The 16,196-nt window shown below is 47.1% G+C and carries 13 protein-coding genes and 1 riboswitch; of the genes, 8 read left to right on the top strand and 5 right to left on the bottom strand.

The genetic code is table 11. The features are described 5' to 3' along the window. Positions 1-212 precede the first annotated feature (212 nt). A complete protein-coding gene (locus LEUMU_RS0103985) occupies positions 213-854 on the top strand; it encodes a histidine phosphatase family protein (RefSeq protein ID WP_157474256.1) in 642 nt (213 codons plus the stop codon). Positions 855-857: 3 nt separating this feature from the next. Continuing rightward, entirely contained in the window at positions 858-3,473 is a 2,616-nt protein-coding gene (locus LEUMU_RS27760; protein ID WP_022950982.1) for a sensor domain-containing protein, read from the top strand. Here LEUMU_RS27760 and LEUMU_RS0103975 read toward each other — a convergent pair. The 3 genes from LEUMU_RS0103975 to LEUMU_RS27755 all read right to left on the bottom strand — a co-directional run bounded on the left by LEUMU_RS0103975 (position 3,409) and on the right by LEUMU_RS27755 (position 8,986). After that, entirely contained in the window at positions 3,409-6,507 is a 3,099-nt protein-coding gene (locus LEUMU_RS0103975; protein ID WP_022950981.1) for a DUF4116 domain-containing protein, read from the bottom strand. The two genes, LEUMU_RS27760 and LEUMU_RS0103975, sit on opposite strands and share 65 nt — an antisense overlap. A 258-nt stretch (positions 6,508-6,765) precedes the next feature. Next, the gene (locus LEUMU_RS0103970) at positions 6,766-7,284 is read right to left on the bottom strand and encodes an Lcl C-terminal domain-containing protein (protein WP_022950980.1); all 519 of its coding nucleotides are present in this window, start codon (positions 7,282-7,284) and stop codon (positions 6,766-6,768) included. A 16-nt stretch (positions 7,285-7,300) separates the two neighbouring features. After that, a complete protein-coding gene (locus LEUMU_RS27755) occupies positions 7,301-8,986 on the bottom strand; it encodes an Ig-like domain-containing protein (protein WP_022950979.1) in 1,686 nt (561 codons plus the stop codon). 187 nt (positions 8,987-9,173) lie between these two features. Here LEUMU_RS27755 and LEUMU_RS0103960 point away from each other — a divergent pair, with 187 nt between their 5' ends. From LEUMU_RS0103960 to yddG, 3 genes are all read left to right on the top strand, one after another. Further along, positions 9,174-9,848, top strand: a complete 675-nt coding sequence (locus LEUMU_RS0103960) for a gamma-glutamylcyclotransferase family protein (protein ID WP_022950978.1) — start codon at positions 9,174-9,176, stop codon at positions 9,846-9,848. Between the two features lie 101 nt (positions 9,849-9,949). Continuing rightward, positions 9,950-10,660 carry an AraC family transcriptional regulator gene (locus tag LEUMU_RS0103955; protein WP_022950977.1) on the top strand — a complete coding sequence of 237 codons (711 nt, stop codon included), beginning with the start codon at positions 9,950-9,952 and terminating at the stop codon, positions 10,658-10,660. A gap of 208 nt (positions 10,661-10,868) precedes the next feature. After that, positions 10,869-11,738, top strand: coding sequence for an aromatic amino acid exporter YddG (yddG, locus tag LEUMU_RS0103950; protein ID WP_022950976.1), 870 nt, complete (start codon positions 10,869-10,871; stop codon positions 11,736-11,738). Between the two features lie 89 nt (positions 11,739-11,827). Here the strand turns inward: yddG and LEUMU_RS0103945 are convergent, their stop codons facing one another. Continuing rightward, positions 11,828-12,301: an Hsp20 family protein gene (locus LEUMU_RS0103945; protein WP_022950975.1), complete on the bottom strand. Its 474-nt coding sequence runs from the start codon at positions 12,299-12,301 to the stop codon at positions 11,828-11,830. A 396-nt stretch (positions 12,302-12,697) separates the two neighbouring features. Between LEUMU_RS0103945 and LEUMU_RS0103940 the strand changes: the two genes are divergently transcribed. Continuing rightward, positions 12,698-13,477 (top strand): L-iditol 2-dehydrogenase, encoded by a 780-nt coding sequence (locus LEUMU_RS0103940; RefSeq protein ID WP_022950974.1) that lies wholly within the window; start codon positions 12,698-12,700, stop codon positions 13,475-13,477. A gap of 120 nt (positions 13,478-13,597) precedes the next feature. On the opposite strand, the gene LEUMU_RS0103935 is transcribed toward LEUMU_RS0103940, so the two are convergent. Continuing rightward, entirely contained in the window at positions 13,598-14,056 is a 459-nt protein-coding gene (locus tag LEUMU_RS0103935; protein WP_022950973.1) for a 6,7-dimethyl-8-ribityllumazine synthase, read from the bottom strand. 88 nt (positions 14,057-14,144) lie between these two features. After that, positions 14,145-14,286: riboswitch (FMN riboswitch) on the bottom strand. A gap of 356 nt (positions 14,287-14,642) precedes the next feature. On the opposite strand from LEUMU_RS0103935, the gene LEUMU_RS24530 reads away from it, so the two are divergent. Both LEUMU_RS24530 and LEUMU_RS24525 read left to right on the top strand, forming a co-directional pair. Next, positions 14,643-15,422, top strand: a complete 780-nt coding sequence (locus LEUMU_RS24530; protein ID WP_022950972.1) for an MORN repeat-containing protein — start codon at positions 14,643-14,645, stop codon at positions 15,420-15,422. Between the two features lie 233 nt (positions 15,423-15,655). Further along, positions 15,656-16,129, top strand: coding sequence for an AraC family transcriptional regulator (locus LEUMU_RS24525; protein WP_022950971.1), 474 nt, complete (start codon positions 15,656-15,658; stop codon positions 16,127-16,129). The last annotated feature ends 67 nt before the right edge of the window (positions 16,130-16,196 follow it).

Here is a 16,196-nt window from a genome sequence, read left to right as displayed (position 1 = left end):
CATAAACCCTACGTTCAGATGGCTAAGTCATATAATAATCACCAAACCGCAACACAGTTAAGATCAAGCAGTGCGAAGCGAACTGTTGCCGCTAATGAAGCTCATACCCCCATATCAGATTTCATTAACAGCGACATCATGCCTATAACAATAAAAACCATTCGCCCACTGTCGTCATCTATTTATTAAAATTTAGCGAGAGGACTTAAAAATTGAAACAATATTTTTATCCTGCCTTAAGAACACTCATTGCCACCTGCTTCTGCCTGCCGATACTCTTTGTAACGGCAGACACACCAGAGCCTTTATCAACGCCTGAACTAATAAGCGCGCTACAGTCTGGCGGTCATATTATGTATATGCGCCATGGCGAAACCGATGTCACCCAAAAAGATGACCATCTGGAGACGTTCAAAAACTGTAAGAATCAAAGAAATCTGACCAAGCAAGGCCGCGAGAAGCTAAAAAGTATTGGCGGCATTATTCATGACCTTAAGATCCCCATTGGCAAAGTGCTATCAAGCCCTTACTGCCGGACAAAAGAGTCCGCAGAATTAACCTTTGGCGAATTTACAGTAGAGTCTAATCTGCAGTTCTCTATCAGTAAGAGTAAAGAGGAAGCCGCTCGCTTGGGCAAGCAACTCTATTTCATGATGCTGAATACAGAGGAGAGCACAGACAATCAAGTGTTTGTCGGCCACACAGCCAACCTTAAAGATGGACTTGGCGTCTGGCCAAAGCCGGAAGGTGTCATTGCCATCTTTAAAAAGCACGACGGTGAGCTTATTTTTAAAGGAATGATCAAGCCGGATGAGTGGAAAGAAAGCCTCGAACTACAGTTGAGCGAGAAGTAATTTATGCATCTTTTTGACTCTCTTTCATTACGCAGTCGCTTTCTGGTCGCACCGTTGGTTGGTGTTGTGCTCACGCTAATTATTTTTTACAGCAGTAATGCAACCATCCAAAGCCATAGCGATATACTCAAAGACATCGATGGGTCTAACCTCCCTCAAATTGGTGAAATTAGCCGAACGGTTATTTTGCTATCGCTCAATCATGAAAAGCTTGAACGACTACTGCACACCGTTGAAGACGATCCGGACGAAGAGAGAATTTATCTGGAAGGAAGAGTCATTCTGGATGAGCTACATATACTGGAAGAGCAGCTCAATAAGACGCTTGGGTCTAGCTCTCAGACCATTGATAATATCGATGTATTTGAGCAGATTAAGGTTCATTTTAAGTACTACCGAGATGAGACCATTAATGCCATTGAGCTCTCGACGGTAAAGCCTGGCTTAGCAGAAGATCGAATGCATGATGCGGTTGAAGTGATGTGGAAACTCAATAGTTACTTCATGACCTTGTCTGATTATCACATCAAAAATCTCAATGAGAAATCTGGCTTAATCGAAAGCTCGCTGTATGATAAATCCTCACTGACTATTCTCACCTCCTTACTACTGGGGGTCATGATCCTTTCTGCCCTATTCTTTTCGCGTAAAATGTCCGCTGAAATTAACCTGATCAATCACTCATTGATTGGGCTTTCAAATGGAGAGAAGAACGTTAAGCTCCCAAAGCAATGTAATAAAAATAACAATATGCACCAGCTATACAATGCGGTGCATGCCTTCAAACGCAGCCTGGAAAAAAATGAAGAGCAACAAGATAGGCTCAACCAAACCATCGGCGAGCTGACTAGCAGTAAAGAGCATTACTATAATCTGTTAAATCGCATTCCTGCCGCGATTATTGCCATCAGCGATACTGGTAAAATTGTGCTATTTAATAAAGCGGCCGAAGCAATCTATGGTTACTCCAGTCTGGAAATACTTGGCCAGCCAATGACAACGTTAGCCCCGGAACACGCCCGAAAAAACCATACGGATCACTTTAAAGAGGTTCAGAAGTTAGACGATAAATCGCTTCAGAGGATGCTCAGCAAACCAGTCACTGCACTCAAGAAAAATGGCGAGGAATTTTACGTTGAAGCGGCTGTGGCCAAACTAACCTTGGCCAATAATGAAAGCGTGATGACCTTTGCCATTACCGATGTCACCAACCGCATACAGGCAGAGAATGAAATATTCCACAAGGCGCATTATGATGCCTTAACCAACTTACCAAACCGTTTTCTAGCGCTCGACCTGTTAGAAAGTGGCTTAAGAGACGCCTACAACCAGCGTGAAGTTTTAGCCGTATTTTTCTTGGATTTGGATGGTTTCAAAAAGATTAATGACACCTTAGGCCATGAAACAGGCGACAAACTACTGATTGAAGCAGGAAAAAGATTGCAAACCGTTGTGAGTGACGGAGGGACTGTAGCGCGATTAGGTGGCGATGAGTTTATTGTTATTCTTCCAAAGTTAACCTGCAGCGATGATGCAATCCCCACCGTTGAAAAATTACTTGAGCAATTCAGAACCCCTTTCAAGGTTGATGACCGTGAGCTGATGTTGACCTCCAGTGTCGGTATCTCCGCGTTTCCGGAGGATGGCGACAGTACTTCTGAGTTATTGCGTAAAGCCGATTCAGCGATGTATAGCTCCAAAAAAACCGGACGTAATACCTACACCTTCTTTACTGAGTCGATGAACCGTGGCGTCTCACGTGAGCTGGCGCTGGAAGAACAACTACATGGCGCGTTGAAACGACAAGAATTCCGACTGGTGTATCAACTTCAGGTGGATGTTCAAAGTGGCAAAATTATCGGGGCGGAGGCGCTGGTTAGATGGAATAATCATCTACTGGGTGACGTTTCTCCCGAAGAATTTATTCCAATTGCCGAACACACTGGTTTGATCATTCCGCTAGGGCAATTTATTTTGACAGAATCCCTGCGCATGGTGACCCATTGGCAAGCCATCTATGGCAGTGAGTTCCGCATCGCGGTTAACCTCTCCCCTCGTCAATTCCGCGATCCAAACCTGATTGATTTTATAACCGAAGCCTTACAGATTAGTGGTGTGTCGGCAAACACCCTGGAGCTGGAAATCACCGAAGGGGTACTCATGAGCGGCCATAGCTTTATCGATGACGCCCTCAGAGATTTAAGTAATCTCGGCATTCGCTTGGCGATGGATGACTTTGGAACCGGCTATTCCTCATTAAGCTACCTACGCCGCTACTCGTTTGATACTTTGAAAATCGATCGGAGTTTTATCAAAGATACTGCCGTTAGCGCTGCGAGCCGTGAACTAGTAACTGCCATCATTGCCATGGGGCACGCACTTGGCCTTGAAATCGTGGCTGAAGGGGTCGAGACCACCATGCAATTAGAGTTTCTAGCTCACCGTAACTGCAAATATGCTCAGGGGTATCTGTTTAACCAGCCAGTCACGGCCACTCAAGTCACCGAACGGCTGGAATGGCAAAAACGTCAACCCCAAAGCAATATAAAAATCGTTAGTGAAAGCGCTTTAAATAAGCCTGCCTTATATCTTCATCCTCCAGCAGTGAATCACCGATGAACTGATAAGCACGTGGATCATTTTTAACAGCCACCAACGCGAGGTCTTTATCTGCCCTCAAAGCATCGCTGGCATATTCAAGGGAGTTTCCTAGATCAGTGACCGCGCGCAGCACAATGTCTTTGTTATTGCGCAGGCTTTCATCGGCATACTCCAAGGCAACACCTGAATTTGAAATGGCTCTAAAGACAACTTCCGGATCTTTTTTCAATGCGCTGCTGGCATACTGAAGCGTGGTCCCATCCCTTGAAACAGCGGCAAGAACCAGGGCCTTATCCGCCTGAAGCGCCGGATCTGCAAACTTTAGCGCGTTAGGCTTAGTTTGGATGGCCGCTAGTACCATATCTTTATCGGCGCGAAAGGCTGCATCAGCATACTCCAGAGAGGTAGCCTCATAACTTTTTAAAGAATCATTAGCAAGCGCAGCCAACACAATTGCCCGATCGCTCTTAAGCGATTGATCCGCATAAGCAAGTGCCCCACTGTACTGATTAACTGCCGCTAACATCAGTTCACGGTCTGCCTGTATGGTTTTGTCCGCATAAGCCAGCCCTTTTCCATCATTTTTAGCAGCTATCAGTACCAGTTCCCGGTCTTTTCTAAACGACACATCGGCATACTCTAGCGCCTCACCAGTCTGCTGAATGGCTTCAAGTACTATGTCTTTATCCTCCATAAATGACTCGTCGGCATACTCAAGCGAAGAGCCATTATTTTTGACCGAGGCAAGCACTAACTCCCGATCCTGCTTTAGCTCATCAGATACATCCTCATCAATTGATGCGCCCAGTTCAATGGCAGACTGCACAAAGTTCCGATCAGCTTTGAGGGCTGTATCAACAAAGGCAAAATTAGCGGGGTTATGCTTAATGGCCTTACGCATAAAGTCTGGGTTAGTCGTCCATTTTTTGTCAAAAATAACGGACTCCGACTCATAGCTACTCATAGATGCTAGTACTATAGCTTCATCATTTTTTAATGACTCGCTGGCAAAATTCAGCGCTCTGGCATTCCTTTCCAAGGCAAGCAGTATAATATCCCGATCGTTTAATAAAGACTTATCGATCTCTCTAAGCATCTCCCACTTAAAGTCAATCGCGAGCAATGCAATCTCTTTATCCTGCTTAAAGCGCTTATCCAAATATGGAAACAAAAAACCATTTCGTGCGATAGCTTGCTTTACGATTGCCCTATCTTGTTGAAAGTTAGGCGCTGCAGACTTAAGTGCAATGCCGTCGTTCATAAGCGCTAACCGCACGATGGTAGGGTCAGACTTAAAGTCATCATCTAAGAATTCAAGCGCCGTCCCTTGATTAGACAATGCCCGTAAAACAATGAGCCGGTCGCGTTTTAACGACTCATCCGCAAACTGAATCGCCATCCCCCATTGAGTTACTGCCTGCAGAACCAATGACCGGTCTTTTTTAAGCGACTCATCGGCAAACTCAAGCGCCATCCCGCTTTGAGCCACTGCTTGCAGAACGACTGACCGGTCTTTTTGAAGCGACTCATCAGCATACTCAAGCGCACTTGCGTGATGCTCAAGTGCAAGCCGCACAAGCTCCTGATCGGACTTTAAAGACTCATCAATGTAATCAAAGATATTCGCGCCATCTTCCTTCATCAGTGATAATACAAATGCTCTATCTTTTTTAAGGTCATTACCCGCATTTGTAAACGAGTAATCAGAGTCTTTCACCATTCGGCGAATAATGCGCCGCTCATTGTATAGCGCTTCGGGCAACTCATAAGTACTCAATACGTCATTATCAAGCAGCTGCAGATAAAAATCGGCATCGCGCTTTAGAGACTCAGCCATGAATTCAATCGCATCCGGAGATTGCTTTAGAGCGGCGAGCACAATCGCTTTGTCTCGCTTAAATTGTGCATCAACATGCTTAAGTATTGCGCCGTTTTGTGCGGCTGCCGCAAGAATGAAGCTCCGATCTTGTTTTAAACCGTCATCAACAAAGTCCAATATATAATCATACGGTGCCCAGGAGTCCCCTTTTAAAGCTAGCAGCGCAATTTCTCGATCCTTTTGAAAACGAGGAGCGGCATACTCCAAAGCATAGCCGCTTTGGGCCACCGCCCTGAGTACTACGCTTCTATCTTTTTTAAATTTATCATCCGCATAACGTAGCGCTTCTCCCACCCCACTACTATCAATGGCGGCCAGCACGACTTGCTCATCGTTATAAAAAGAGGAGTCAACATAAGCCAAGGCATCCCCATTAAGCGCAACGATTGTCAGAACGAAAGCACGGTCCTTTAATAATGAAGTATCCGCAAATTCTGTGGCATCGATATCATTCTTGATTGCCGCCATCACAATGGTTTTATCTGTTTGAAATTTGGAGTCAACCCGCTCCAATGCTAACCCTCGGCTGTTAACGGCCATTAGCACAAGCTCACGGTCCTGCTTAAAAGGCTCATCAACAAGGCCTAATGCAAGGCCATTACTTTTCAACGCTTTCACGACCGCAGCCTTATCTTTAGCATAAGACTCGGGAGCAAACTCAAGCGCCAGGCCATCATCCCCGATAGCGGCGAGTACGATCTCTTTATCGGACTTGTGTGGTTCCGGTGCATACTCCAAAGCCAAACCGTCATCTTTAACGGAAATCAGTACAATTTCCCGATCGGATTTGAACGGCTCAGACAAATACTCAAGTACCAGACCATTGTAATCAACAGCCTCAAGCACGAAGTCCCTGTCCGTTTTAAAGGACTCATCAAGGTACTCAAAAGTCTCGCCATTATACAAAAGTGCAGATAATAAGAATGACTCCTCCTTCTTCAGTGCTTCATCCGCATAATTAAATGCACTGGCATCACTACCAATCGCTGTTAGCACAACTTGCTCATCTTTCTTTAGTTCATCATTCACATATTTGAGGTGCCTACCGTTATATTGCAGGTGCTCAATAGCCTGCTCCCGATCACTGACCCATTCACCAGAAGGCCCCTGACCGAGCATAAACCACAGGCTCCAAAAGCTTAAAAATACCATCGTGATAATGATTTTTTTCATCAGTCTGTCCTTAGACATTATGCTGCAATGCCATTTATTGTTTAAGTAATAGGCAGGGTACAATAAAAACAGGACACGTAAAATGTATTATTAATGCACTAAATGTAATTATTCACGATAATAAAGTCGCTGAATCATCAATCAGGTAAGCCATTTACAGCGCTAATCGAGCAGCGTGTTAGCCCAAGTACAGATACAAAAATGGCGTGAACAGTTTCCCATTCACGCCATAGTTTCAGCGAATGCTGAGGTTCTAGCCTATTCTGCAGGACTTCTCACAAGCCGCACATAAATCGCAGAATCCTTTTTTAAACCACCGGGAATACCATTGAGGTAAAACATACCCCAAGCACTCATCCCTGCTTGCGCCGGATCAGTAACATTGACCATCGGCGTTGAGCTCCAGAAAAAATCCGTGGGCGCATTCGGGAAAACCGTGAGGTTGATGGTGGGACGCACACAGGTAAACTCAGTAATGCTGTTAAGCTCCCGAATATTAGGAACGCGCCAACCTTCCGGTGCATCCTGCATGGCACTTTTCCAGTTTTTAGCCAATGGCAGCCCGTCGCAATTTTGGGTGGCAGCATTCCAACTTTGCCCAACAACGCATCGCTGCCAGGTCAGGCCCGTTTGTTTGTCAACCACCAAGTCTTCTTCAAGGCTAAAGCGGCTGGTGGGCGTGATGGGAGTCGCGCCACTGATACAGGTTTGAGCAAAGCTGACGCTTGCACTCAGGCCAAGCACTAACGCCGCGACTGATTGTGTTAAATAATTCATGATTGTTTCCTTGCGGTTATGGCTGTGCCGGACGGGAGATATCGCTCACTAAGCGCACGAAGCTGCCGATGTAATACGGGGTATTGCTCATGCCGCCGTGATGGAAGGAAACCCGTCGCCGAACCAGTGAATCCTCTGCCGAGCCTGTCGAGCTAAGGTACAAGTCGTAACGGCCGATCTTTGTTTCAGGGAAGAATGTGCCATCAATCGCTGACACGCTATCGCCATAATTAACTAATGATTCAAGCTCCGGCAGAATCGGCATGCGCCAATTAGTGATACCGCACAAGGCTTCTGCATTCACGCGATCCACAAATTTATCAGTATGGCAGTGGGTGTTAACGTCATCCGCGTTATGCCCGTAGCAAACATTGCTGGCAAACGGCCCGCCGTTACTTTGAATCGAGAAGTAGGTGTCATCAGCACTGTGCAAACCGGCTGCGCTTCGACCTAAGCCGTTCCCCTTTTTACTTTCCCAGATATAGCCAGTGGTATTGTCTTTCACACATGCCCAGTCTTCAGCCTCGGCGGGTAATGGCTGTCCATCATTATCGAGCTTGGTAAAACTGAAGCCTGCAATGCCATCGCTATCATCATTGTGCGTGACATCTCGACCGGTCATCGCATCTTGGATTGCGGGGATTGGGTCGCCATCAGTATCGGTGAGTGTGGTGCAGTCTGCGATGTCATTATTGTGAGCTTCGCCCGTGTCATAGGCATAGTCGCCACAGGTGCGCGCGCCGGTATCGTTTAGGGAAACGGCATTCGGTGCTTTCACCATAATGCTCACCTTAGCGCTGTTAGTGCGGCCCCAGGCATCTTCGAATACATACCAAAACTCATCTTCTCCGGTGAAGTCATAGCGTGGCGTGTACAAGGCTTTATCGCCATTAATGCTAATGGTTCCCCAGTTCACTGAGCTGGTATTGACGGATTTAAGCGATAAGCCTTCACCCACGTCATTCACCAATACATTAATTTTAGTTGGAGTGTTTTTATTGACGGTCACCGAATCAGCAATAGCATCTGGCCAGGCCTCAGGCTTGTCAGCATAGCCCAACAGCACGGTAACTTTCGCGGAATTGGTACGGCCCCAAGCATCCTCAAACACATACCAAAACTCATCAGTAGCAGGCCATTCGCTGGTGGGGATCAGGGGTTCATAACTGAGGGTTTTACGGTCAGCTGTCATTCTGATTCTGCCGCCATTTAAGCTCCACTCATTCACTGACTTGAGCGTTAAACCGACACCAATATCGTTATCCAGTACCGGAATCATAATGGCTGCCATTTCGGCAAGGCTCGCAGTATCGGTCACCGCCACCGGCCATGCTTCAGGGCGTTCACCAATGTCGGTTTCAGCGCCCACATTCACAGTCACTTTCGCGGCATTGGCACGCCCTTCTGCATCTTCAAAGTCATACCAAAACTCATCATTGCCTTTAAAGCCTGACGGCGGTTGATAGTTAACCGTTTGCTTATTGCTATTCAGTACTACGCTGCCACCAGCGGTGGTGATGGTATTCACGGCAACCAGCTCTAAACCAGTGCCAACGTCGTTACTCAATACGCCAATGGTTAATGGCTGATCCAGGGCCGTGGCCACATTATCAGGATTGGCTTCTGGCCAAGGGCTAGCCATGGCCTGCCCGTAAGGCACCGCAAGCAGTGCCAGGCCGATCAAACGTCGTTTAAATCTCATTTTTTAATGCCTTTATTATTGAATATTAGAAAACAAATAATTAATAATAAGACACTAGTTGAATCCCCTCAGAAGCTTCAGAGCCGTCGCCATGAGGGGTGTGATATGACTGACAAAAGGAGTGTTTTATCCAATCAACGAACACCTCTGCTATGATTCCGTTTTTAACCAAATCAGGACAGCCATTTTGCTACGTATTCTTTTGTGGAAGCTAGGTTTTGAATGGGCCAATCTCTTGCGACTATTACGCCCGCAAGATGACCGTAAAATCTATTATTTTGCCTTTGGCGCAAACCTGAGCCCTGATATTTTACAGGAGCGCTGCATGACCATTTACGAGTCATTCGACTACGTATTGGAAGATGCCGCCCTGTGCTTTACCCAAAGTGGTTTTTACAAAGATCACGGCTTTGCCTCGGCGGATCACGCGCCCGGCGAACGGGTTTATGGCAAGATGTACCTCATCAGGCAAAGCGATGCCCTGCGCATGGATTATTATGAAGGGGTGCCCTTTTTAAAGGCGCATGACAAGATCACCAGAGATTATCAAGGTTTGCCCTTTTACTACTACCGCGCCAGAGTCACCGCTGAAAATCTGAAACCGACCGAGCAATATTTAGGTTATATCACCGTGGCTTATCGCCAGATGGATTGCGTACCACAAACCTATGTGGAAGTGATGGAGTCGACAGAAGTATTGCAGCATTTTGAGCCGCAGACGCTAACCGGAAAGTTTGTGAAAGACATAGAGCGCTGGCCAGCGATGTTTCATCCTTTATTGATCAAGTATGAAAGTGCTTGCCAGCGCTTGGTGGAAACCTTTTGGAATTCATCTTGCATAGCTTGGATGATTAAGCCTTAAACTTTTGCCTCTTCTTTCAGTTGATACTGAGAGAAGGTCTTGCGGTTTTTGCCCTCGATGTAATCATGGAATGAAGTATCATTTATGGTACTTTTGATGGCATGACAGATAAACTCTCAATCCGCCGCTATCACCCCACGCTAGACTCTCATCAGCACGACTATCATCAACTGGTGTTGCCGCTGCATGGCATTATTGAAATGACGGTAGGAGATAAGTGCTATGCGGTTGGCATTGGTCATTGCGCCATTATTAAAGCCAGCGTCACCCACAGCTTTAAGGCACTAGAACAAGCACGTTTTCTAGTCGCAGACCTTCGCAAGCTTCCGGCCAACCTTCTCAGCATCAACACGCCATTCGTTGCCACTTCCAATGCCCTGCAGCACTTTTGTAAATTTGCCGAAGCTCAACTGGAACATCATTTAAATGTGGCGCTGGAAGACTCGATGATGACGCTGTTTAAGCAGCTGTTGGAAACAGAGGACTTTCTCCCCCGAATTGATCCACGCATTGCCCGCGTACTCGAGCGCTTAACGGCAGACCTTGCTGAATCCCCCTCGCTGGATGAACTGGCTAGCCACGCCAACCTCAGCGTAAGTCAGTTAAAAATGCTATTTAAAAAACAAACCGGCAAAACCTGCGGACAATACCTATTAATGAAGCGCATGGAAAAAGCCCGTGCACTGCTGGCGAATACTGACTTTCCAGCACAATTGGTTGCGGAGAAAGTCGGCTATCAGGATCAATCAGCATTTAGCCGCCGCTTCACGGCTTACTTTGGGCAAACGCCACGCAGCGTGATGGCACGCTAAAATCTTGTAGCGTTTACTGGCTCATCAATGACTCATATCCCTTTTCGCCTCATGACCTGTTAAAACTTCGGCGTCGTGAATCTGTAAATCGGCTTTTCAGCACAATTGACTCATTCGTTTTCAGTTAAAGTTATCCCCCTCAATTGTGGCAGCGTTTTATGACTCTGCCTGATTTACTTGATCACTTTAACCAACGAGCACCGACCCAATGACCCGTTCCGCTTCAACCCTTATCGGCTTTATCGCTATTTTGCTATGGTCGTTACTGGCCTTATTTACTGCAGCCAGTGGCAATGTGCCGCCGTTTCAACTCATGGCAATGACCTTTGCCTTAGGTGGCATGATTGGTTTAGTTAGCTGGATATTCCGCCCGCATGCCATTCGCGCATTACGTCAGCCGGTGAAGGTATGGGTGATTGGCGTGGGCGCACTATTTGGTTATCACTTTGCCTATTTCACCGCGCTAAAAAATGCACCACCCATTGAAGCGGGTTTGATCGCCTACTTATGGCCGTTGCTGATTATCTTATTTTCGGCGTTGTTACCGGGTGAACGGCTGCGCTGGAATCATTTAGTGGGCGGCTCGTTAGGCTTAGTGGGTGCAGGTTTGATTGTGACTGGCGGCAGTGCGGTTGAGTTTCGCTCAGAATATTTATTTGGCTATTCGATGGCCTTACTCTGCGCGCTGATATGGTCCAGTTATTCGGTGATTTTACGACGTTTTTCCGAGGTCTCAACCGATGTAGTGACAGGCTTTTGTCTGGCGACTTCAATCTGCGCCGTCATCGCACATAGCTTGTTAGAGCAAACAGTTTGGCCAGCTGACGCGATGGAATGGGGAGCAGTTTTATGCTTAGGGCTCGGTCCAGTAGGCTTCGCATTTTACGTGTGGGATTATGGAATGAAGCATGGCGATATTCAGGTGCTGGGCGCAGCTTCGTATTTAGCGCCGCTGTTTTCATCGCTGGCATTAATTGCGGTGGGCTTTGCGGAATACACGTGGGCGATTGGATTGGCTTGCGCTTTTATTACGGCTGGCGCGTTAATTGCCGCCAAACAGATGCTGTTTAGAAAATAAAAATGGCGTGGACAGTTTCCCATCCACGCCACCGTCGTTACAACTAACCCTTAAGTAGCACTCCAGCACTACTTTCAGGCTTCTTTCATTTACGCGGCTCTAACCGTAGCATCCGCTTTCTGCTCAAGGTTAGCTTTGGCTGATCCTGAGTTAATCGCGATGCTTTTTGGCTTCATGGCTTCCGGAATTTCTTTCACCAAGCTAATGGTCAGCAGTCCGTTTGACAGATCCGCTGCGGTCACTTCAATGTGGTCAGCCAAGTTAAATTTACGCTCAAATGCACGGTTGGCAATGCCTTGATGCAGGTACTTACGCTCTACCTCATCAGACTTCTTACCGCGAACGGTGAGCACTCCTTTTTCAACGCTGATATCAAGATCGCTTTCAGCAAATCCGGCAATCGCAAGTGAAATTGCGTAGCGGTTTTCTTCCAGCACCTCAATGTTATAAGGGGGATAACCGGGGCTAGCAGACTCTGTTCTTAGCGCATTATCCAACAGGGTTGCCATGCGATCAAAGCCAATGCTGTTACGGTAAAGTGGTGATAAATCGATTGTGTTCATAACATATTCTCCAATAGAAGCTATACGAATTAAATGATTGGTTTACCGACAAAACACTCAGAGAGTCGAAGCGTCGGTAATACAAATCTAAGGTCGATCCAGTGCTTTTCAAGAAAATAATTTAAAAATTTCTATAAGTTAATGTTGGAAAGCTTGGTCCTTATGACTTGCTGTTACACCGCATCCAGGGACCCTTTATAACTGAACGTGCCTCAAGCAATTGAGTCGTCACGTCTGACTGTATTGACATCAAAACACAGCCCTGCAGGCACGAAAAAATATAGCTGTTAAACCGCTATTTCCAGTACAGTTGCAGCTTCGAAATTCGGAGTAAGCCGCGCTTAAATACCGATTGTAAAACCCAAATTGAACCCGCCCAAAACAGAGGAAATTATCATGAACTATAAACGCTTAGAAGGTCGTGTTGCATTAATCACCGGCGCAGCGCGCGGCATTGGCCGTAGCTTTGCAGAGCGCTATATTGCTGAAGGTGCCAAAGTCGTTATTGGCGATGTGAATATCGAACGCGCTGAAGAAACCGCCAAAGAACTGGGCGAAAACTGCATCGCGCTGAGCTTAGACGTCACGAAACAAGACAGCATTGATACCTGCGTGACAGAGTCCATCGCGCGCATGGGTAAGATCGATATTCTGATCAATAATGCCGCCCTATTTAGCGCCGCTCCAACGGTTGAAATTGAGCGCAAAGACTTCGACAAACTCTACGCTGTGAATGTGGCTGGCTCCTTGTTCACTGCCCAAGCCGTTGCTAAGCACATGATTGAGCGCGGCGAAGGCGGCAAAATCATTAATATGGCCAGCCAAGCCGGTCGTCGTGGTGAGCCATTAGTCGCCGTTTACTGCTCGACCAAAGCGGCCATTATCAGCCTGACTCAATCGCTGGGTCTGGATCTTATCAAGCACGGCATTAATGTGAATGCGATTTCACCGGGCGTGGTCGATGGTGAGCATTGGGATATCGTGGATGCCTTCTTTGCTAAATATGAAAACCTACAGCCAGGCGAGAAGAAAAAGCAAGTCGCTAAAGGCGTGCCACATGGCCGTATGGGCGTGGCCGAAGACTTAACGGGGATGGCAGTGTTCCTTGCCAGCAGCGATGCAGACTACATTGTCGCGCAGACCTACAACGTCGATGGCGGCCAGTGGATGAGCTAAGCCTAAAGGCGCTGACGTGACGGAGTTTTCTTGCTGCTGGCCTATTCGCTATTAGTGGAATAGGCCAGCGGCGCACTAGGCATTGGAATAACTGCCGCTTGCATTAAATGCCCAGCACAATTAAGCCCCTTGAATACTCGCTAACACCTGCAACTGGGCGGTAACTGCTTTTGCCGCCTCTTGGCCTTTAGCGTACATATGGCGAATGTAAGTCTCGTTATGAAACTCGGTTTCCTGATATTGGTGAGGGGTTAGCGACACTGAGAACACTGGCACGCCAGTCGATAACTGAACTTGCATCAAGCCATCAACCACCGCAGATGCCACAAAATCGTGACGGTAAATGCCGCCATCGACTACCCACGCAGCGCCTACAATCGCATCGAATTCTTGATTTTCGGCAAGTACTTTAGCCAGAAAAGGAATCTCAAACGCACCTGGCGCATCAAATACCACAATGTTTTCTGCTGAGAAACCCAACTCATCCGCCTGAGCCTTAAAGCCCTCAAATGCCTGATCGACAATCTCTGAATGCCAGCGCGCGCGGATGAATGCAATTTTACTGTGTTTAATCGTCATGTGTTCAGATCCTTGGGGTGAAAAAACAGGGCAGAACAACACAACGGAACGAGCCTTACGTCTTATGACAGACGCAAGCTACCGCTGGAAGGATTCTCTTTCATCCGGACTATGACCGTCGGCTCCGGAATTTAACCGGATCTGCTGACCCAAGGAAACCTTGGCGCTCGCGGGCTTGTACGAGGGTACTTACCGCCGGTGGGGAATTGCACCCCGCCCTGAGAATGAGCGAATGCTACTACAAGGGGAATGGGGGAAGCAATGAAAGTATTGATTGCTAGAGAGCATAAATTCCTTAAGCCTCTTCAGGACTCTGAGTATTGACAAACACCGTTATTAATCGCACTCACACCGAATAAATAGTTAGCGTAATTACAGTAATTGTTCACGTCTAAAAAACTAAGAACGGCATTAGTAATGAGATAAAAAGGATATTTAATAGCTTTTAATGCTCTTAAAGTAGACATAAAACTTAAATTACTATCAAATTAGTAATTCTTTAACGTTAGAATGTAGGAATCCCATACATACAGGACTTACTCCCAACAATAGATTCAAAATTACTTTTCTACTAAAGGAAATGCTCATGCCAACCATGTCCAAACTCTTGCTAACGTCCCTCATCGCGGCACTCACCTACTTTCAGCCCATCACAGCAACGGCAGCCAATAATTGCTACGTCAATATCCAAGGCGAAAAGATAAGCTTCAAAGGCGGCTGCAACGAGCACGGCCCTCACGGCTACGGGCTGGCACAATCTGCCGATGGAAAATTTAAATACTCAGGCCAGTTCGTCAATGGCACGATGCAAGGCAAAGGCCAGTTGATTACTACAAGTTATACCTATAACGGTAGCTTCCATAACGGTGAAAAACATGGCCAAGGCAAACTAACCACCAATGATGGCATGGTGTATGTCGGAAGCTTTTCAAATGGCCAATTTCATGGAAAAGGCACGCTCGTTATCACTAAAAAAGAACGCTACATTGGCGGCTTTAATAGGGGAAAAAAGCATGGGCAAGGTCGCTATGAATTTGAGAGTGGAGCCGTCTTCACCGGCACATTTCACATGGGCGAACGCCATGGCCAAGGTAGAACAGTAAAAGCAGATGGCACCGTCATTCAGGCAAACTACTTAAAAGGCGAGCCTCATGGCCAGGTCACTATTACCTCACCCGACGGCTATCGCTATCAAGGCCCGCTAAAAAATGGCCAGCCACATGGTCAGGGAACGATTCAATTCAGCAATGGTGATGTCTATACCGGCCAGATAAATGACGGTGTGCCGCATGGCCAAGGCACAATCACTTTAGCCTCAGGGGGTCAGTACTCAGGTCAATGGCAAAACGGCAAACCACAGCCTTAAGCATACTCAATCGTCCTACCTAAACAGCACAAAGCATCGGTCTTAAGTTACCCCAAGCCTTACGAGCAAGGTGAGTCGACGAAGAAAGTTTAAGACCGATGCTTGGAACCGCAAAAATCACAATAACGGCCAAGACCTACCCTTCCGAACAAGGCACAATACTCCGTATTCAAAAAGGCACAGACTAACGAGCCTGCCCCAAACACAAGCACTTTCCCCACAAAGGAATAACCATGACCATCGACATAGAAATCACCCGTCTCGAACCAACCAAAGTCGCCGTACTAGAACACCGTGGCCCTGCAGACCTCGTGAACAATTCCGTCAACAAATTCATCGCATGGCGCAAAGCAACCGGCCTATCCCCCATCGCCAGCAGCAAAAGCTTCGGCATCGCCTACGATGACCCAGCCACCACCGACCCCGCCAAATTCCGCTTCGACATCTGCGGTGAAGTACAAGCAATCGTCGCCGAAAACGACCACGGCATCATCAACAAAACCATCCCCGGCGGACGCTGCGCCAAACATCGACACATCGGCCCACACAGCAAACTAGACGACAAAATTCGCTACCTCTACAGCACATGGCTACCCGAAAGCGGCGAACTACCAAGAGACTTCCCAGCCTTCTTCCAATACGTCACCCTATCCTCCGAAGCCCCAGAACAAGATCAAATAACAGACATCTACCTACTGCTAGAGTAATCGCACCTCCGCCCACACAAAATCAGAAGCACCACCGATCCTCCCACCCAACGAGTCCCAAGCTCAG

The sequence above is a fragment of the Leucothrix mucor DSM 2157 genome, assembly GCF_000419525.1.
Classification (GTDB): domain Bacteria; phylum Pseudomonadota; class Gammaproteobacteria; order Thiotrichales; family Thiotrichaceae; genus Leucothrix; species Leucothrix mucor.
Note: the sequence above shows the minus strand (reverse complement) of the source record. Positions and strands in the feature narration are given on the sequence as shown.

Coding starts and splice junctions, on each gene's coding strand:
- LEUMU_RS27760 (WP_022950982.1), top strand. CDS start 858: ATGCATCTTTTTGACTCTCTTTCATTACGCAGTCGCTTTCTGGTCGCA.
- LEUMU_RS0103975 (WP_022950981.1), bottom strand. CDS start 6,507: ATGAAAAAAATCATTATCACGATGGTATTTTTAAGCTTTTGGAGCCTG.
- LEUMU_RS0103970 (WP_022950980.1), bottom strand. CDS start 7,284: ATGAATTATTTAACACAATCAGTCGCGGCGTTAGTGCTTGGCCTGAGT.
- LEUMU_RS27755 (WP_022950979.1), bottom strand. CDS start 8,986: ATGAGATTTAAACGACGTTTGATCGGCCTGGCACTGCTTGCGGTGCCT.
- LEUMU_RS0103955 (WP_022950977.1), top strand. CDS start 9,950: ATGACAGATAAACTCTCAATCCGCCGCTATCACCCCACGCTAGACTCT.
- yddG (WP_022950976.1), top strand. CDS start 10,869: ATGACCCGTTCCGCTTCAACCCTTATCGGCTTTATCGCTATTTTGCTA.
- LEUMU_RS0103945 (WP_022950975.1), bottom strand. CDS start 12,301: ATGAACACAATCGATTTATCACCACTTTACCGTAACAGCATTGGCTTT.
- LEUMU_RS0103940 (WP_022950974.1), top strand. CDS start 12,698: ATGAACTATAAACGCTTAGAAGGTCGTGTTGCATTAATCACCGGCGCA.
- LEUMU_RS0103935 (WP_022950973.1), bottom strand. CDS start 14,056: ATGACGATTAAACACAGTAAAATTGCATTCATCCGCGCGCGCTGGCAT.
- LEUMU_RS24530 (WP_022950972.1), top strand. CDS start 14,643: ATGCCAACCATGTCCAAACTCTTGCTAACGTCCCTCATCGCGGCACTC.
- LEUMU_RS24525 (WP_022950971.1), top strand. CDS start 15,656: ATGACCATCGACATAGAAATCACCCGTCTCGAACCAACCAAAGTCGCC.